Origin of the sequence: Pseudobacteroides sp., assembly GCF_036567765.1 — a bacterium.
Taxonomy (GTDB): Bacteria; Bacillota; Clostridia; order Acetivibrionales; family DSM-2933; genus Pseudobacteroides.
Window position 1 is genome coordinate 60,607 of record NZ_DATCTU010000104.1, and the last position, 18,229, is coordinate 78,835.

General features: G+C 37.1%; 20 protein-coding genes. All 20 read right to left on the reverse strand.

Annotated elements, in window-relative coordinates; genetic code table 11:
• The 20 genes from VIO64_RS16695 to hprK all read right to left on the reverse strand — a co-directional run bounded on the left by VIO64_RS16695 (position 1) and on the right by hprK (position 18,226).
• Entirely contained in the window at positions 1-2,460 is a 2,460-nt protein-coding gene (locus VIO64_RS16695; RefSeq protein ID WP_331920295.1) for a hypothetical protein, read from the reverse strand.
• 34 nt (positions 2,461-2,494) lie between these two features.
• Positions 2,495-3,442 carry a glycosyltransferase family 2 protein gene (locus VIO64_RS16700; protein WP_331920297.1) on the reverse strand — a complete coding sequence of 316 codons (948 nt, stop codon included), beginning with the start codon at positions 3,440-3,442 and terminating at the stop codon, positions 2,495-2,497.
• Complete coding sequence (locus VIO64_RS16705) at positions 3,439-3,894, reverse strand: GtrA family protein (protein WP_331920299.1); 456 nt, start codon at positions 3,892-3,894, stop codon at positions 3,439-3,441. Before VIO64_RS16705 ends, VIO64_RS16700 begins: the two co-directional genes overlap by 4 nt.
• A 216-nt stretch (positions 3,895-4,110) precedes the next feature.
• On the reverse strand, positions 4,111-5,031 hold the full coding sequence (locus VIO64_RS16710) for a DUF2156 domain-containing protein (protein WP_331920301.1): 921 nt from the start codon (positions 5,029-5,031) through the stop codon (positions 4,111-4,113).
• On the reverse strand, positions 5,015-6,100 hold the full coding sequence (locus VIO64_RS16715) for a 6-phosphofructokinase (protein WP_331920303.1): 1,086 nt from the start codon (positions 6,098-6,100) through the stop codon (positions 5,015-5,017). Before VIO64_RS16715 ends, VIO64_RS16710 begins: the two co-directional genes overlap by 17 nt.
• Before the next feature lie 43 nt (positions 6,101-6,143).
• Positions 6,144-7,256, reverse strand: coding sequence for a M20/M25/M40 family metallo-hydrolase (locus VIO64_RS16720; RefSeq protein WP_331920305.1), 1,113 nt, complete (start codon positions 7,254-7,256; stop codon positions 6,144-6,146).
• Between the two features lie 111 nt (positions 7,257-7,367).
• Positions 7,368-7,862 carry a tRNA (uridine(34)/cytosine(34)/5-carboxymethylaminomethyluridine(34)-2'-O)-methyltransferase TrmL gene (gene trmL / locus VIO64_RS16725; RefSeq protein ID WP_331920307.1) on the reverse strand — a complete coding sequence of 165 codons (495 nt, stop codon included), beginning with the start codon at positions 7,860-7,862 and terminating at the stop codon, positions 7,368-7,370.
• 229 nt (positions 7,863-8,091) lie between these two features.
• Entirely contained in the window at positions 8,092-8,559 is a 468-nt protein-coding gene (locus VIO64_RS16730) for a chemotaxis protein CheX (RefSeq protein ID WP_331920309.1), read from the reverse strand.
• A gap of 333 nt (positions 8,560-8,892) precedes the next feature.
• Positions 8,893-9,249 carry a stage V sporulation protein AE gene (gene spoVAE, locus VIO64_RS16735; protein ID WP_331920477.1) on the reverse strand — a complete coding sequence of 119 codons (357 nt, stop codon included), beginning with the start codon at positions 9,247-9,249 and terminating at the stop codon, positions 8,893-8,895.
• A 12-nt stretch (positions 9,250-9,261) separates the two neighbouring features.
• Positions 9,262-10,281, reverse strand: coding sequence for a stage V sporulation protein AD (spoVAD, locus tag VIO64_RS16740; RefSeq protein ID WP_331920311.1), 1,020 nt, complete (start codon positions 10,279-10,281; stop codon positions 9,262-9,264).
• 40 nt (positions 10,282-10,321) lie between these two features.
• On the reverse strand, positions 10,322-10,768 hold the full coding sequence (spoVAC, locus tag VIO64_RS16745; RefSeq protein WP_331920313.1) for a stage V sporulation protein AC: 447 nt from the start codon (positions 10,766-10,768) through the stop codon (positions 10,322-10,324).
• Positions 10,769-11,186: 418 nt separating this feature from the next.
• Entirely contained in the window at positions 11,187-11,927 is a 741-nt protein-coding gene (gene sigF / locus VIO64_RS16750) for an RNA polymerase sporulation sigma factor SigF (RefSeq protein WP_331920315.1), read from the reverse strand.
• 163 nt (positions 11,928-12,090) lie between these two features.
• Positions 12,091-12,525, reverse strand: coding sequence for an anti-sigma F factor (gene spoIIAB, locus VIO64_RS16755; RefSeq protein WP_331920317.1), 435 nt, complete (start codon positions 12,523-12,525; stop codon positions 12,091-12,093).
• 53 nt (positions 12,526-12,578) lie between these two features.
• A complete protein-coding gene (spoIIAA, locus tag VIO64_RS16760) occupies positions 12,579-12,917 on the reverse strand; it encodes an anti-sigma F factor antagonist (protein ID WP_414705298.1) in 339 nt (112 codons plus the stop codon).
• Between the two features lie 219 nt (positions 12,918-13,136).
• Entirely contained in the window at positions 13,137-13,409 is a 273-nt protein-coding gene (locus VIO64_RS16765) for an HPr family phosphocarrier protein (RefSeq protein ID WP_331920321.1), read from the reverse strand.
• A complete protein-coding gene (gene whiA, locus VIO64_RS16770; RefSeq protein ID WP_331920323.1) occupies positions 13,410-14,378 on the reverse strand; it encodes a DNA-binding protein WhiA in 969 nt (322 codons plus the stop codon). It lies immediately after the preceding gene.
• 163 nt (positions 14,379-14,541) lie between these two features.
• Positions 14,542-15,417: an RNase adapter RapZ gene (rapZ, locus tag VIO64_RS16775; RefSeq protein ID WP_331920325.1), complete on the reverse strand. Its 876-nt coding sequence runs from the start codon at positions 15,415-15,417 to the stop codon at positions 14,542-14,544.
• A gap of 43 nt (positions 15,418-15,460) precedes the next feature.
• Positions 15,461-16,378, reverse strand: coding sequence for a UDP-N-acetylmuramate dehydrogenase (gene murB / locus VIO64_RS16780; RefSeq protein ID WP_331920327.1), 918 nt, complete (start codon positions 16,376-16,378; stop codon positions 15,461-15,463).
• Positions 16,379-16,526: 148 nt separating this feature from the next.
• On the reverse strand, positions 16,527-17,237 hold the full coding sequence (locus VIO64_RS16785) for a phosphatase (RefSeq protein WP_331920329.1): 711 nt from the start codon (positions 17,235-17,237) through the stop codon (positions 16,527-16,529).
• 38 nt (positions 17,238-17,275) lie between these two features.
• On the reverse strand, positions 17,276-18,226 hold the full coding sequence (hprK, locus tag VIO64_RS16790) for an HPr(Ser) kinase/phosphatase (protein WP_331920331.1): 951 nt from the start codon (positions 18,224-18,226) through the stop codon (positions 17,276-17,278).
• Positions 18,227-18,229: the final 3 nt, after the last annotated feature.

Here is an 18,229-nt window from a genome sequence, read left to right on the forward strand (position 1 = left end):
CTATTTTACTTTATAAATATTGGTATTATTTTGCTTGAAAGTCCTTACCTTTTCAAAAACAGTTCCAAGCAGAATTTCATCAAGGTCTTTAGCCTCATTTCTCATTCCATCATCTACCAATATATATGATATGTTACCTTCTTCTAAAAGCTTCTTGAGTTCCGCTTCATCCTTGCAAGTATAAATACGCTTTACGATACTCTCTCTGCTATTGGTATCATATCCTGCACTCCATGCATAATAAGGATGTCCGTAATAAATCGGCCTTCCTGCCAGTAGAACCGAATCCAGAACATTTGCTGTAGTAAGAAATACATCCCTTGGCTCGGTATTTTCCTTGACCCAGGTAGTTATAGGATCATTTACGGAATACTTGACATTTTGATAATAATTCATATTGAAAAGGGTTTTTAAATCTATAAATCCTGTAAATGTAAGGACAAATACCAATAAACCTGCTACAGCTTTCACAACAACACCTTTTTTAATATACATCCTGTAAATAAAATTTGCCATAATAATATCAAATAAAATAGAAGTAATCATTATATACTTGTGATTTACAGGTACATCAGGACTAAGCTTCAAAGTGGCAGCAATAACCCAAGGCATAAGGAATGCCAATGCCAGCCACTTTCCTCCTTTAGGTGTTACAGGATAATCCATAACGGAATTTGCTATTATGGTGGTAACAAGCATTAGGATAATTACAGCTGCCTTAAAAATAATATGTACATCCGGGAACAGTAATATGGAGCCGCCTATCAGTGAAGTAACAACTACCAGCGAAATCCACCTTATTATCCCCTTAGGAATGCTAAAAACAGCTATTAACATAATATAAGGCATAATACCTAAAAGCTCTATAAAGTATTTTATTACATAAGGCATCATTTGGATAATAACGCCAATAAGTGCTCCATATTGGTGTGCGTCCCTATACTGAGTAAATTCATACATCATATCAGGAGGAAATGTTGTTAAAAAACCTATATACAGCTCCGGCTTCACAGCTGCCTGCCCTGCTCCCATAAACAGGTTCTGCTGCAGAAATGAAAGAAGTACGGTTATTAGGGCGATTCCCAAATACTCAAGACGCCTTTTTGACATAATCGCCATTATGCAAAGTATCGGCAATGTTGCAATTGTTACTGCACCATTCCAGAATGTCATTAGCCCTAGTATAAGTCCTAGGGAAACGGTTCTTTTAATATCCCTCGGAATCCAGGCTTCCTTTGACAGCAAAAATTCTTTCAGCCAATTTTTCTTATAGAGGCTGCTATAGCTTAACTCTTCATTATTTGATGCAGTACTTTCAGTACCATCATTGGAAATATCCTCTTCCGCTTCACTGCTCTGGGAGCCGGTCTCACTTAACCTTTTTATTTCTTCCCTTGTATTGGATTTCACCTTTTTGAGTGCTCCGATCATACTTCTAAACATAGGATACACTGCAATAAGGATCAAAACCATAATACCCAGTGAAAAAGCCAAATGCCTTTGATTTACATAAACGTTCTGTGCATAGAGGCCCCAGGCTTCCTGACTTGAAGACCTTCCTATGTGTCCCGAGGCGTTATCCCATAGGGATTTTAATATGTCCACAAAGGGAATATTTTCCCTCATTTTATCGGTTATGTAAGTAAAATCTGCAAAGGAGCTTCTAAATCCAAAAAGAAACGCAGCTAAAAATCCTGTTCCCCTTGCTCCCATCAACATGACGACAAAGGAATACAAAAGCATCAAGAACGCTACAAGTGAGAGGATACTAGGCGTATTAAATGCAAAGTCTATTCTCATACCCATATATTCCAGATTGCCGGCAAGAAATTGAAACATAAAATGGTATCTTATTTTGCCGTCAGGAAAATGGGGATATTGTGTAGGAAAATTTGAACCATCCGAAAATGATCTGATCATTGACATATGGGGCCCAAAATCGCTGTGAACAGTGCCTCCTACCGTTAAATCCTTGCCGCTGACGTTTAATGTCAAAAACATAAAAAATGTAACAATAATAGATGAGATAAGGATAAACCCAAGCTCCCACCTGTTTCTTGAGATAAATGAACCTATGCCACTTAAGCCAAGGCTTAAACGATCTTTTATAAAAGACCTGAACTCATCTTTTCTTTTAAATACGATTACGGCTGAAAAAATGACAAAAATACTAAAGGAAATTATATTTCCCATAAGCAGGGGCTTATCGGTGAAGCGATTTGAAACAGCCGCACCAATATAAGCAAGCCAAGTAATGAGCATAGTTCCTACCAAATAGGAAGAAGGTATTGTTACCATCCAGTTTTCCAGTTTGATGGGCTTACCAAACAGGCTTATAGTTTTATGCACTCTGAACAACCCTGGTATAACCTTCTTTAGAAGATTATATGCTACAAATGAGGCAATAATAAAATAGCTGGCCCCCAGAAGTAATCCCAGGATAAAACGAATCACTTCCATTAAATAATTCCCCCTTTAAAATATTTATTTTAATTTATTTAGTTGACATAACTGTGCTATCTACTTTCTCAGCAACGAGGTATCTGGGTCTTTGCTTAACTTCCTCGTATATTTTTGCAATATAGGATCCGATAATTCCTAAACTGATCATAAGAATGCTCCCAATAATAAGAAGCAATAAAATTACAGTAGTGAACCCATCAACTGCATGACCTTTAAAATACATATATAATGATTCTATACCAAGGGGTATTGCACCTAGTAAAAACAATATTCCTAAAAAAGTAACGATGTATAATGGCAGTGAAGAGAAGGATGTTATAGCATTTACTGCCAGCTTTACAAGCCTTAAGGGTGACCATTTTGAGCTCCCTTCCATTCTTTCGGCAACTACAAAAGGTATCTGAACTTTTTTGTAGCCTACCCATGTTGACATTCCTCTGAAAAATGTATTTCTTTCGCTCATAAGCTTCCATGCATCCACAACCTTTTTATCAAGGAGCTTAAAATCCGATGCACCTCCAAAATCGAACCCTGACAGCTTATTTAATATATTATAAAACAACAGAGAGCCTAATTTATATGTGATACTCTCTTTCCCCCTTGAAGCTTTAACACACTCCACGATGTCAAAGCCTTCGTTTTCCCATAGATAAACCATCTCAGTAATTTTCTCAGGAGGGTGCTGCAGATCAGAATCCATTACAATACAGGCATCGCTTGAAGCATGCTCCAGTCCCGCACATAACGCAGCTTCCTTGCCAAAATTCCTGCTGAGCTTTATTGCCAATACACCTTCTAGCAACAATGAAATCCTCTTTAGTTCACCCCAGGTATTGTCCCTTGATCCATCATCAACCAATATAAAGTTATGCTTAATACCATTTTTATTAAGGATATCATGGATTATTTTAATATTTTTTTGTATATGCTTTTCTTCATTATATACAGGGATAACTATAGAAATCAACTTATCACTCATTTTGAACTCCCTTTTGCCTTGTAAATAATTATTTTATATAGTACAAAGTTCCATATAAATATAAGGCCCATAATAAATATCTTGGAAAAATATTCATCCATATTCATGACATCTACCAATAAATAAATAGCTAACGAAGAAAATGCCAAATTAAACATGAATAGGACAGTATATGATGAAAGCTGTCTTAGAAAATTCTCTTTAATTTTGAATGTCCAGAACTTATTTAAAAGAAAACTGGCCCAGAAACCTACTATCTGACTTGCCCCACTTGAAAAAACACTCCATAATTTAAAATACTTAATCAATAAATGGTATATTAAAAAGTCGCATCCGGCAGCTGCTATACCAATTGCGAATGTCTTGCCAAACTGTATCATAGTATTCTTATTTAAGAACTGTGTAACAAATTTGCTTTTAAAAATCCCGTCAAATAAAGTATTTGAAGCCATTAATATCTCCTATGTATACTAAAAACATTAATAATCGACAAAAAAGCATAACAATCTTATTTTATTATAACAACTACAACAAAAATATGCAATTTCTTATTTGCAAGGCTTTAATGAGAAATATATGCAAAAAGTGATTTTTGCAGCCATAACAATTTAAATAGCTTTGTTATCGGCTGCCAAAATCACTTTTCGTATAAAACATTGTGCATATGGCTATTGACAAATTATAGTATACTTGTTGATCATTTTTACAGGATGGTATGAAAGCTTGGCTTTTCTAATGCCTTCTATCCCCAAATCCTGCTCCCTGTTTATATATTCTGCATGGTCCCATTCATTTTCGCAAAACTGCTGATTGATCAGTGTATACAGCCCTTTTACATTGCTGTTGGCTTTTTCTACATGTATAACGGCAGTATTCTTATTTAACATTTCACCGATAGTAAAACCCTCATAACGCCCATCAACGCTAATTAGTGCACCCTTACATCCAAGCTCATTAATATTATCCAACAGCTCTTTATTTGCCTTGTTTTCACAGTAACTTGCATCATGCTCTTCACAACTCCTCTGGGCACACCACTCATCCATAATCCTTTTACACTCGGAAATATGTAAAGCACTAAGCCTCTCGTATTTATATCCATATAACTTTTTAAACTTATGGATATGATTTCTTTTTCCGTCATATTTTTTGCCGGTAAGAGAAATCAATTCTTTAGCAGAATAAACATAATCCGAGTTGTTTTTGTCCAGTGTAATTTCTGCTTTATTTTGGAATATCTCACCAAAGTATGCTAATAAGTTTTCTGGAACTCTTCCAAAAACCATTTTCCAATTATTTCTTTCAAAATATCTCTGCACCGTCAATATAGCTTCCTTAAAATTCTCTTTATTGAACTCTCCAAACGGTGCAAATGAAAACGGTATTCCTTTCTCTGGTACAGAAATAAGGGCTAACATATTACCAATCTGGGCATATCTGAATTTATAAAAGTTTCTCCACATAAACAAATTGGTAAAAGTAAGCTCCGATATTTCAGAATTGTTTTTATCCAAAAACCCTTTGAAATAATCCCTGTCTTTTATAGTTATCTCTTTTAAATCAAGCTCCATTTTAGTCTCCAAATCCAACACCCACACTCCTGGCAATTCTAATAAGTTCCCCATCGGGATCCACTGTCTTTAATTTACCAACAGCATCCTCTAAAGAAACATCTGTTATAGAATTTCCCTGAAGTGCCACCATGTTGCCGAATTTACCTTCATTAATCATTTCAACAGCAGCTACACCGTATCTTGTTGATAGTATTCTATCGAAAGGTACAGGCCTCCCGCCTCTCTGTAGATGTCCTAAAACCGTAACCCTTGTCTCATGCCCAGTTGATTTTTCCAATTCATCAGCTATCCTGTTCCCTATTCCTCCAAGCCTGATTGGGTCCGGGCTGTTTTCAACTACCTTGCTGACAACTACGTCCCCGTCCTTTGGTTTGGCACCTTCTGCCACAACTATAATACTGAAATGTTTCCCCTGCTGTTTTCTTTCTGAAATTTTATCGGTTATACTCTTTATGTCGTATGGAATCTCAGGTATAAGGATTACATCAGCCCCACCTGCAATGCCTGCTTCTAGTGCAATCCACCCGGCATACCTACCCATAACCTCAAGGATCATTACCCTATGGTGTGCTTCAGCAGTTGAATGAAGCTTATCTATTGCTTCGGTAGCAGTCTCCACAGCCGTCATAAATCCAAATGTAGTATCTGTGGCAGATAAATCATTGTCAATAGTCTTAGGAACGCCCATTACTTTCATTCCTTTTCTGGCAAAATCCCTTGCACTGGTGAGGGTACCATCTCCCCCAATAAGAACCATGCAATCAATGCCATGCATACATACATTATCTATAACTCTTTCGGACATATCCTTGTATTCTGCCTTACCGTTCTTCTCAATCCTGAAATTGAAGGGATTATCCCTGTTGGAGGATCCTAGAATGGTTCCTCCTTTATCAAGAATCCCTGACACATCTCCAACTTTAAACTGGATATAATCGTTCATCACAAGCCCTCTGTATCCATCCTTAAAGCCTATAACCTCCCAATTATACTTTCCCATAGCTGTCTTAACAACAGCCCTCAATACTGCATTTAGTCCTGGACAATCCCCACCACCTGTAAGAACGCCGATTTTCTTTATCATGACTATATCCCTCCTTTTACAATTATAGGAATGACGATTTAATCTACTCAACTGCTTTAATTATTTCCACCAAAAAACATGCCGCCTTTACAAGATCATTAATTGAAATTTGTTCTTCAACACTGTGAACCTTATCCATACCTACACTTACATCAACAGCCTGTATTCCCTTACTGTTGACGATATTGGTATCGCTGCCTCCCCCAGTTGCTTCAAGCACCAGATTTATTCCACATTTGTCGGATGCTTTTTTTAGAATTCCTATGATGCTGTCTCCCTGATTTATTTTAAACGAAGGATACATAAGTTCTTCATTAAACTCAATCTCACCGCCGAATCTCGTTGCAGCATCTATAAAACACTGCCTCATATGGTCGGTTTGATTCTTAAGCTTGCTTTCGCACCTGCTTCGTGCTTCAGCTTTTAACTCAACCCTGTCGCATATTATATTTGTTGCACTGCCTCCATTTATGATACCGATATTCGCGGTAGTTTCCTCATCAATCCTGCCCAGCTTCATTTGTGAAATTGCATGAGCAGTAATGGATATTGCGTTAATACCCTTTTCAGGTTCCACATCCGCATGTGCTGCTTTACCCTTTACAACTATGTCAATCTTATTTTGTGAGGGAGCGGTTACTGCCACTACGCCTATATCCCCTCCTGTATCCATAACAAAGCAATACTTTGCATGTATCTTGCCGTAATCTAAGTTTTTAGCTCCAATAAGGCCTACCTCTTCACCGATTGTAAATGCAACCTGAATGTCTCCATGGTCCTCATTGCTTTCCTCAATAACCCTTAGGGCTTCCAGTATACTTACGATACCTGCCACATCGTCACCGCCAAGGATTGTGGTACCATCCGACTTTATCGTATCACCCTGAACAGTTGCTTTTTTATTTATGCCTGGCGTAACTGTGTCCATATGAGCCATAAGAAGTATTGCTGGAATGTCTTTATTCCCCTTCTTTTCCCCGATTATATTTCCAGTGTTGCCACCAGTCTTTGCTCCTGCATCATCTTCATAAACATCAAAACCCATCTTTTTAAGCCTGTCTTTCAAGAGATCAGCCATCTGCCTCTCCTTAAGGGAAAGGCTGTCTATACTTACTAATTCAATAAACTCATTGACTACCCTTTCACGATTTACCATTTGGATTCTCCTTACATATACGAATATATTTAATATATATTGCTGCTAACAAATAACTTTCCAGGAATACTAATTAATTTTATAATTAATTTTAATGCAATTAAAAACAATTCACCAGCTGAACTCGGTAAGGCTGCCTTGATCCTTAAGACCGTTAAAACCTTTCTGACGTAGGGCCTCATAAAGCACAATTGCAACAGAATTAGCCAAATTGAGGGATCGCAATTTATCTCTCATTGGAATCCTAATGCAATGCTCTTTATTGTTATACAGCAGCTCTTCGGGAAGACCTTTTGTTTCTTTACCGAATACAATAAAACTGTCTTCAGGATAGCTTATATCCGAATAAACATTAACAGCCTTTGTGGTAGCATAATAAAAAGTACTATCCTTATATTTTTCACGCAGTTCTCCAAAATATTCATAATAACTTATGTCTACATCATTCCAATAATCAAGTCCAGCACGCTTTAAATATCTATCATCTACAGAAAAACCCAATGGCTTTACCAAATGGAGTTTTGCTCCTGTAGCAGCACATGTCCTTACTATATTCCCTGTATTTTGCGGTATTTCAGGCTCAACCAAAACTATATTCACTGACAAATTACAACCTCCAGACATTAATGGCATTTCACATTATTTCATTATTATACCACAAGTAAGGCATGAATGAAAAATCACTTTCTGGACATGGACAAAATCGCTTGCGATTTTGTCCACCTAAATGTTGTCGTGAGAAATCGTGGTGTGCATGCACCACAATTCCTAGGCATCAAAAAAAGATGGTTTGGAAAACCACCTTTAATAGACTTACAGTATTATTTGGGCTATTTTATTGTTCCTCAACCGCCAAATCAATCTCAAAAGCTTTTCCGTCCGCCAGCATCAGCGGTATGCAAACTGTTTTAAGCTTACTGTTTGATATTTGTAAGTTTTCTCCAAATAAACATGTGGGTGGGGTTATGTCTATATTAAGACCTTTATTATACAAAATTGTAGCAGTATTTCCCAGTATCATATTCGTAAGCTCCGAAAGTGCACTCTTTGATATTTCATCCAGCTCTGGTACTGGCATACCGCCCATCATGCTTGATGCTATCGACAGACCTACATCCATGGTCATGGAAAACATTGCCTGCCCTCTGATCTGCCCGGTCAATCCTACGATAATTATTATCGAATTGCTCCTGTATGGAGACTCCTTAAGATACACCTTCCCAAGCTTGGCATCAATCCCTGCTATTTGTTTTAATACCGTTTGACTAGCTTCAATAAATGGGTTTATATACTCAATATTCATGTATAAAATCCCGCCCTTTTTGTATAATTTATTAATAATATCAGTGAGGTAGCGTAATTATTGACATTTGCCAAGGAGATGGAAAATGAAAATAAAAAAATCAAGTGTAATTGTAAAATTGGGAATACCAGAAAATTTAAAGACAAAATAGCTCTTTAAGATGATATATCATATATTTTATATTCTATGAAAATTAATAAAATCCTTCTTAAATTTAAAATTTTTTCATATCAAATATTAAAATTGGCTTAATAAAAGCTTTGGTAACACTATGCTATTCAAAAGCCCTATTAAGCCTTAAAAAATTTAAACTTATTTAACATCTAGAAAATATCACCTTTTTGCTTTCGGAGTAAATGCAACAGACATTATATAGCCGAAAAACACAGCTGCTGTTATTCCTGCAGCTGCAGCCCTTATTCCACCTGTAAACGCTCCTAACAATCCATATTGGTCTACATCTTTGATTGCACCCTTTGCAAGGCTATGCCCAAAGCCTGTAAGTGGTACCGTTGCTCCTGCTCCCCCAACATCTACCACCTTTTGATAAATACCTAAGGCGGAGAGAATAGTGCCCGCAGTAACAAATATTACTAAAATCCTTGCAGGAGTGAGCTTGGTTTTATCTATAAGAAGCTGCCCAACCGCACATATGAATCCTCCAATTATAAATGCATTTAAATATGCCAGCATCAAATCACCTCATTCGAACTTATTCTGTATTGATATTCCATGTGCTATACATGGGATGGATTCCCCCTGTTGAGCACTGGTTGAACTAAGCAAAGCCCCTGTTCCAACAAATAAAACATTATTGAATTTTCCTTTTTTCATTTCCTGGTACAAATAGCCTGCCAAAGTCACGGCAGAGCATCCGCATCCGCTTCCCCCGGAATGTGTGTCCTGTTTTGCAGAGTCATACACCATCATACCGCAATCGGAATAAACATTTTTAATATCGTATCCCTGCCTGCTTACAAGCTCTTCGCACAATTCCTTACCGAAGCTTCCAAGATCTCCTGTTACTATGAGGTCATAATCCGATGGAGACAATCCCGTGTCTTTAAAGTGCGTTACTATTGTGTCGGCCGCTGCCGGAGCCATTGCCGCCCCCATATTGTTCGAATCCTTAATACCCATATCAACCACTTTTCCTGTAGTAACATAAGTGATATAAGGCCCGATTCCCTGGTTTGAAAGCATAACACCGCCTGACCCTGTTACAGTCCATTGTGCTGTGGGAGGCCTTTGGGATCCCAACTCCAAAGGGAATCTGAACTGCTTTTCTGCAGAACAAAAGTGGCTTGATGTTATGCAAATAATATTATCCGCAAATCCTCCATTAATAAGCATAGCACCCAAGCTGGCAGACTCCGCCATTGTGGAGCATGCCCCGTATAGTCCAAAGAGAGATACTCCTGAATCCCTTACTGCAAAACTTGTTGCAATACATTGATTAAGTAAATCTCCCGCTAAAACATAATTAACATCATCCACTGTCTTACCTGACTTATTTATAATTTTACTGACAGTCTCTTTCATTAGCTTACTTTCTGCCTTTTCCCAGCTTTTCTCGCCCCACATTTCATCTTCAATAATCAAGTCATAATAGAGTCCCAGAGGCCCTTGCCCCTCCTTGGGGCCCACAATTGAGGCAGTAGATATAATACTGATAGGACTGTCTATTTTAATTGTTTGTTTTCCTTTTCGCTTTGTCGGCATAAATCTCCTTTCAGTTGTGATCTGCTACTTAAATCCACTTCTAAAACTTGACTAAATAGTGCAGTATCCCAACCAACACTGATGCAGATATCCCATACACAAGCACAGGACCTGCTATAAAAAACATTCTTGCTCCAACTCCGGTGACAAAACCTTCGCTTTTAAATTCCATGGCCGGAGATACAATGGAATTGGCAAAACCGGTGATAGGAACAATAGATCCTGCACCTGCAAATCTTCCTATATCATCATAAATATTTATACCTGTCAAAAATGCTCCAATCAATATCATAATCAATACAGTCACATTTCCGGCCGTATCCTTATCCAATCCCTGTGTCATAAGTGCATTATTGATAAACTGCCCAACGACACATATCAAGCCTCCTACAGCATAAGCCCTCAGTGTATTTCTTGCCAGCTTTGATTTAGGAGACTTCTTTTCAACATAGTCCAGGTACTCCTTATTGGTAAATAGTTTTTGCATAATTCCTCCAATTAACAAAAATTAGATCGTGAGAAATTATGGTTTGGAATACACCATAATTTCCTAGACATTAAAAAACAAATTTAAAACGAAAATATAAACCCCTTTTGTAGGTATCTTGTCTATATTTTGGTTTAAACTTATCAATCCAAAAGCAATTATAAGTATTATTAAAATCAATAAAATAAGCAGCAGTGCAATTTTATTTCTTTGAAAAATTTCGTACATACAATCCACTCCATTTAACAGGGTTATGCAACTTACATGAAAATGCCATATAAGTTTATTCTTAATTCACAATCCTATTATGGATTATTTTTTGTATTTTATGTATCCTTTTGTTTTTATAGTTGCCACTTTTTGTATTATAGCAGGCATATGTTATGTTTTTGTTGTTTTTGGAATTATTTTAAAAATGTTAATTTGATTTTATCTTTTCCCTTATATCTTCTAAAATTCTCTTTTCTATCCTCGATACCTGAACCTGGGATATTCCCATGATTTTGGCAATCTGCATCTGGGTCTTCTCCTTGAAATACCTAAGTACAATAATTTGCCTTTCCCTTGGCTTCAAGGTTTTCAATACTTCCCTAATGGCGATTTTATCTATTATATCCACCTCTTTGCTGTCTGCCTCACCATCAATCCTATCAATAAGGTATATAGGTGAGTTATCTCCTTCGCATACCGTACTGTACAGCGATTCAGGAGAACTTCCGGCGTCCATGGCAAGCACAAGCTCTTCAGCCGATATACTCAAGTGCTCTGCAATTTCGCATACACTAGGCTCTCTTCCCATTTCCTTACTAAGGATTTCTTTAGCCACTCTTGCTTTATTTGATATTTCTTTTAACGATCTGCTCACCTTAATAATTCCATCGTCCCTGATAAACCTTTTAATTTCACCTATAATCATAGGTACGGCATATGTAGAAAACTTAACTTCAAAGGACTCGTCAAATTTCTGAATTGCTTTGATAAGGCCAATGCTGCCTATTTGAAACAAGTCATCGGTCTCATAGCCCCTGTTTTGAAACCTCTTTATTACACTCCATATTAATCCTATGTTTTTCTCCACCAGATAGGATTGAGCAACTTTATCGCCGCTTTTCGCCCTTTTTATCAAATCAAGCAAGTTATCATCCAAAATTGCGCTCATATTTTTCCCTATAGATAAACAAATTTACTTATTTTAAATTGTAAAATGTCTACCATGATACCTTTCGTAAGTGTACAAACATTAAATGAAAGCGTATAAGCTATATCGATATTGCTATTATTGTTATTATTGTCACATTTTTACATTGTTATGCAAAAATTTTTTATTTTTTTTGTAAACCTAGCTTTTTAAACATTTTTACAGTAGTACCCTTTCCATACTCCGATATTATTTCCAATTCATCCATAAAGTTTTCCATTATAGTAAAACCCATACCGGATCTCTCGAGATCAGGCTTGGAGGTAAACATAGGCTGTCTTGCCTTTTCCACATCATCAATTCCCCTACCGTCGTCAACCACTACTATCTCAACCGCTGATTCATATAAAACACAGCTCATTTTCACCATTCCTCTATTATCCTCGTAGCCGTGAATAACTGCGTTTGTAACTGCTTCGGATACTGCTGTTTTTATATCTGCAATTTCCTCCAGGGTTGGATCCAACTGAGAAACAAATGCTGCTGCCACAACTCTGGCAAATGCTTCATTGCTAGATTTACTTAAAAACTCAAGTTTAAACTCATTTATAATCTCCATTATTTGATTTCCCCTTTATGTTTTTAGATATACCAGCTTGACTGCTAAAACTATTAGCTTCCGATGGCTTCATCGATATTATCATATATCGGAATGAGTTTTACAACCCCTGACATTTCGAATATTCTTCTTATTTGTTCGTTGGCCTTTATTATTGAGGTCTTTCCATTAAGCTTGCTTATGTTTTTATACCTTCCCATAACCACACCTATGCCTGAGCTATCCATAAAGCCTACTTTTGAGAAATCAAACACTATATTTTTTGTAGACGATTTAATCATCTCACCATCAATTTTATCTCTTATATAGTCAGCAGTATGGTGATCCATTTCTCCAATAATACTGGCAATCAAAGTATTTCCCTTATTTACAAACTTAACTTTCAAAATCATCTCTTCCTTTCGCACTTTTATATTAATGAATTTTAATAAAAATCTACAATGATTTTTACAATAATCACTTATTCTATATTTCCCATATAACTCCTTCAATTGGTAAAAATTATAGTGTGGAAAACACCATTATTTCTTAGACATAAAAAAAGACCAGCCATTATTTCATGACTAATCCCTTTACATGCGTAATAAACTTTTATATTAAGCAAACATATATCAGTACTCAAACTCTTTGAATCCGGATTGTATAAGCTCTACCAGCTCGTGTACAGCAAAGTCCTCATCCTCACCCTCTGCTCCGATCACTACTGTAGTGCCCTTTGGAATAGCTAAAGACATTAATCCCATTATACTTTTTGCATTCACTTTTTTGTTCTCTTTTATCAGCCATATGTTAGATGTAAACTTTCCGGCTGTCTGAACAAAAATAGCGGCAGGTCTGGCATGAAGACCAATTGGATTAGTTATTTCAACTGTCTTTTCAACCATCTAACAATCCCCTTTCATTCGCCTAAGATCTTCTGCAATCATTTCAAGCTTCCGCAGTCTATGGTTTACTCCAGATTTACCAACAGGAGGGCATAAATATTCTCCCAATTCCTTCAGGTTTGCATCACAATATTTGAGCCTTAGCTCAGCAATTTCCCTAAGACTATCCGATAAATTATCAAATCCCATATGTTCTTCTATATATTTAATGTTCTCTATCTGTCTCACAGAGGCATTTACGGTCTTTTCCAAGTTTGCCGTTTCACAATTAACTATGCGGTTCACATCATTCCGCATTCCTTTTAGAATTCTAACATTCTCCAGCTCCAGCAAGGCTGAATGGGCACCTATTATATTTAAAAAGTCAACCAGATTCTCGCCTTCCTTTAGATAAATGACGAAATTACCTTTTCTCTCCACAATTTTAGCGTTTAATTCAAACCAGAATGCAACCCGGCAAATTAGTAAGGCTGTTTTATTTGAATGGCTTGTGATTTCCAGATGATAATTCTTCTCAGGATCGCTTATAGATCCGCCAGCCAAAAAAGCCCCTCTTAATAACGCACGTTTACAGCAACTACTCTTTAAGGTATCATCACTTTCAAAAGAGGTTTCACTATTGCTTTCAATATCAAATTCATTAATAACCCGGTCTAAATCCCTGAGGATCCTACTCCCTCCGAAAGCTGATGTGATAATAAGTATATAAGATACATGTTTTTTAAACTTGTTGTTTTTTCTGATCATTATCTCAGGATGAATATCGTAAAGCTTTTTAATTATCGAAAAAACCCTCCTGGCAAATGAAGCATTTTCAGTGATAATTCGGATATTTGAACCTTTTTTATCAGGTCCGTCCTCATAAACGCCACCAACAAGAATAACACCAGCCAACTCCGCCAGTAAACAGCAACTTTCCTGAATATCAATTCTGCACAACTCATTTTTTACACCCGCTGAAAAAGACAATTTTAACCCCTACCTAAAACTAATAATTAAATTATTGACTTTTACATAAATATACCATACTATCTTAAATTATGCAATGCAACCCTAAAATACAAGTTAGTTTTCGCTTCCGTGTTGACTTATTCGTCAACACACGCTCAAAAGCGGAAGTAAATTCAAGTGATTACTTAGCTAATGCTTTGTTATCCTTTTCAATATCCCTGTGCTCTATTACTACTCTATGCTGCTTCTCAACAAGTATCCTGAAAATATCATCAGCAATTGCAACCGACCTGTGCTTTCCTCCGGTACATCCTATACCTATTACCAATTGGGATTTGCCCTCTTTAATGTAATTGGGTATCAAAAACTCAAGCATATCGCTCAGCTTATTTATAAAAACCTCTGTCTCTTTTGATTTCAAAACATAGGCCTTAACATCTTCATGCTTCCCGGTCAGCTTTTTTAATGAGCTGATATAATATGGATTAGGTATAAACCTTACATCAAAAACCAAATCACAGTCCATGGGCATTCCATATTTGAATCCAAAGGAAATGATGCTTATAATCAACCCTTCAAAATGCTTGCCTTCAACAAATATACGGGCTATCTCCTCCTTAAGCTGCCTTGTTGTAAGGTTGGAGGTATCTATTATATGATTCGCATTTTTTTTAATTTCCTGTAGAATTTTTCTTTCCTCACTAATTGCTTTATTAAGCCTTCCCTCAGGTGCTAAAGGATGATTCCTTCTGCTTTCCTTAAACCTTTTTATAAGAACATCGTCCGATGCCTCCAGGAAAAGTATTTCACAGTTGAAGCCAGCAGCTTTGATTTCCGATAAACCCGGGAATATGTCTTTAAAAAGCTCCCCTCCACGTATATCTATGACAAGTGCTATTTTATCCATTTTGCTCCTGCTTTGAAAGCAAACTTCAGCAAATTTAGGAATCAGAGACGGAGGCAAATTATCAACACAAAAAAAACCTAAATCCTCCAAGTGCTTTACTACCTGACTTTTCCCTGCACCAGATAATCCTGTAACTATGACGAACCTCATTTATACCTCCTGCACATCATTGAATAATGTATTTTCAATGGCGTTACTCTTCCCCTATGATTTTTACCTCTGTTTGAAGATCAACACCAAATTTTTCTTTAACTGTATTTTTAATAAATTCTATAAGTTCAATAACATCTCCTGCAGAAGCATTACCTTTATTCACAATAAATCCACAGTGCATATTTGATACCTCAGCACCACCTATGCTGTATCCCCTAAGCCCGCAATCCTCAATAAGCTTCCCTGCAAAATAACCCTCCGGTCTTTTGAAGACACTTCCGGCACTAGGCATTTTTAAAGGCTGCTTATCATTCCTTCTTTTGCAAAGGTCATCCATCAGGGCTTTTATTTCATTTTTATCTCCAGCTCTCAGCTTTAATTCGCTGCTTAGAACTATACCCTCTTCCTTTTGAATAAAGCTTGTTCTATAGCCGAAACAATGCATATCTCCCTCTAGTGACTTAATGTCACCATTCTTGTCAATGTACTCGGTCTTTATAACCACATCTTTCATTTCCCCGCCATATGCACCGGCGTTCATAGCAATTGCTCCTCCTAATGTACCTGGAATCCCCGAAGCAAACTCCAGCCCTGTCAATCCATTTTGCAACGCAATTTGAGAAAGTCTTGAAAGCAGTATACCGGCTTGTGCCCTCAAAGTACATCCTTCTATATCACATCCGCCAAAATTATCAAAGAGCTTAACTGTTATTCCTCGTATACCCTTTTCTCTTACTATCAGGTTTGAACCATTCCCCATTATAAATATCGGAATTTTTTCAGATTTCGATATGCCAATTATTCTTTGTATTTGCTGGGTTGTGACCGGAGAAACAATAATATCTGCAGGCCCTCCGATTTTAAATGATGTATGCTTTGACATGGGCTCAAAATTTTTAACATTCTCCTCGCCGACAACTTTAGCAATAAGCTCTGTTACATGTTTTATATCCAACATAAATCAGCCTTTCTATCACGGACATAATCAAAATGTGTTAATTGCAGTCCGTTAAATACCATTATCCCTGTTACATATTTTACTGACTATACTATTACATTAGAAGCAGTAAATTATACATTTATTTTTAAATTTTACATTCCAAGGTTTATTTTCTTTTACCTTCTATATGCTTTAAAAAAGCATCCTTTGAGGTGCTTAAAATCAGTTCTTCCGGCATATTAACCTTACTAAACAACTCTTTAACTCTTTGAAAATTACCCACATCAAAGCTTATATGAGCATCACTGCCGCAAACAACTCTGACACCCTTTTCTTTACATTTAACCGCAAATTCCATGCAGTTTTTCTCACTTCCAGTTCTTACTGTAAAGGAGTGGTTATTTATTTCAAGTACCTTGCCAAATTCCTTGGCAGCATCCACAACCATGTCTATATCAACCTGAAACTGTGGATTTCCAGGGTGTGCTATGGCATCAACAAGAGGATTCTTTATTGCACTTATCATAGCCTGTGTATTCTCCTCTACACTCCCAGGCTCTATGCACAGGTCATGAAAGCTGGCCATAACAAAATCAAGTCTTCTTAAATAGTTTTCCTGCAAATCAATTGTCCCGTCAAACTTTATTATATTTGCCTCTATACCTTTTAAAATCCTTACTCCATATATATCTTCAGGAACAACCCTCAGATTTCCAAAATGTACTGGACAGGGTGCACCTATCATAGAGGGGCCATGATCAGTAATTGCAACCACCTCAATCCCCCGCCCTGCAGCCTCCCGTGCAATTTCCTGAATGGTGCTGTATGCATGTCCGCTTGAAATAGTATGAGTATGCGAGTCTACTACAATTCTCAATTTTTACCCTCCCTGCTCTTTACCTTCTGAGTCTTTTATTATTCATTACCTTCGAGGTTTTTGTTCATTTCACCTAAAACCTTCTCATTTAAGGCCTTTGCTGCGTTATAACCCATTTTCTTTTGTCTGTTGTTCATCGCAGCTACCTCTACAATAATAGCAAGGTTTCTGCCTGGTCTTACAGGTATTGTCAATGAAGGAACCTCTATTCCTAAAATTTCTGTATATTTATCATCAAGGCCCAGTCTGTCGTACTGCTTCTTTTCATCCCAAAGCTCAAGCTGTATAAGAAGCCTAATATTTTCAGTTACCTTTATGGATCCGACACCGTAGAGGTTCTTTACATCCAGTATTCCAATGCCCCTAATCTCAATAAAGTGACGTATGATGTCAGGAGCCTGACCTACAAGAGTCTTTTCCGAGACCCTTCTCACCTCAACAACATCATCTGCAACCAGTCTGTGTCCTCTTTTTACAAGCTCCAATGCAGTCTCGCTTTTTCCGACACCGCTTTCACCTAAGATCAGAATCCCCTCACCATAAACTTCTACCAAAACGCCATGTTTTGTGGTTCTTGGTGCAAGCTGAACATTGAGATAGCTTATAAGTCCGCTCATAAAGCTTGAAGTGGTATCGGCAGAAATCAATATGGGCACTTCATACTTTTTCGAGACATCAACCATTTCAGGAAATACTTTGAGATTCCGTGCAACTACAAGGCATGGAAACCTGTGCTTAAATAAGGCATCCAGCCTTTTGTATCTCTCCTCTGTAGAAAGGCCCTTTAAAAACGCAAATTCAACGTTGCCCACAACCTGAATCCTATCACTGTCGAAGTGTTCAAAGTACCCTGTCATCTGCAAACCCGGTCTGTTTACATCCGAAGCTACAACCAGTATATCTTCGAGATTATCATATTCAAGTACCGGTTCCAATTGAAATTCTTCCATAATTTCTTTTAAGGTTACTGAAAATACTTTCTCGTCCATATC

Excerpts from the sequence above, each read along its gene's own strand:
- spoIIAA (WP_414705298.1), bottom strand. The coding sequence starts at position 12,917 with ATGATTTTGAAAGTTAAGTTTGTAAATAAGGGAAATACTTTGATTGCC.
- VIO64_RS16705 (WP_331920299.1), bottom strand. The coding sequence starts at position 3,894 with ATGGCTTCAAATACTTTATTTGACGGGATTTTTAAAAGCAAATTTGTT.
- spoVAD (WP_331920311.1), bottom strand. The coding sequence starts at position 10,281 with ATGCCGACAAAGCGAAAAGGAAAACAAACAATTAAAATAGACAGTCCT.
- hprK (WP_331920331.1), bottom strand. The coding sequence starts at position 18,226 with ATGGACGAGAAAGTATTTTCAGTAACCTTAAAAGAAATTATGGAAGAA.
- VIO64_RS16765 (WP_331920321.1), bottom strand. The coding sequence starts at position 13,409 with ATGGTTGAAAAGACAGTTGAAATAACTAATCCAATTGGTCTTCATGCC.
- rapZ (WP_331920325.1), bottom strand. The coding sequence starts at position 15,417 with ATGAGGTTCGTCATAGTTACAGGATTATCTGGTGCAGGGAAAAGTCAG.
- sigF (WP_331920315.1), bottom strand. The coding sequence starts at position 11,927 with ATGAGCGCAATTTTGGATGATAACTTGCTTGATTTGATAAAAAGGGCG.
- VIO64_RS16700 (WP_331920297.1), bottom strand. The coding sequence starts at position 3,442 with ATGAGTGATAAGTTGATTTCTATAGTTATCCCTGTATATAATGAAGAA.
- VIO64_RS16695 (WP_331920295.1), bottom strand. The coding sequence starts at position 2,460 with ATGGAAGTGATTCGTTTTATCCTGGGATTACTTCTGGGGGCCAGCTAT.
- VIO64_RS16730 (WP_331920309.1), bottom strand. The coding sequence starts at position 8,559 with ATGAATATTGAGTATATAAACCCATTTATTGAAGCTAGTCAAACGGTA.
- murB (WP_331920327.1), bottom strand. The coding sequence starts at position 16,378 with ATGTTGGATATAAAACATGTAACAGAGCTTATTGCTAAAGTTGTCGGC.
- spoVAC (WP_331920313.1), bottom strand. The coding sequence starts at position 10,768 with ATGCAAAAACTATTTACCAATAAGGAGTACCTGGACTATGTTGAAAAG.
- VIO64_RS16720 (WP_331920305.1), bottom strand. The coding sequence starts at position 7,256 with ATGGTAAATCGTGAAAGGGTAGTCAATGAGTTTATTGAATTAGTAAGT.
- VIO64_RS16715 (WP_331920303.1), bottom strand. The coding sequence starts at position 6,100 with ATGATAAAGAAAATCGGCGTTCTTACAGGTGGTGGGGATTGTCCAGGA.
- spoIIAB (WP_331920317.1), bottom strand. The coding sequence starts at position 12,525 with ATGGAGATTATAAATGAGTTTAAACTTGAGTTTTTAAGTAAATCTAGC.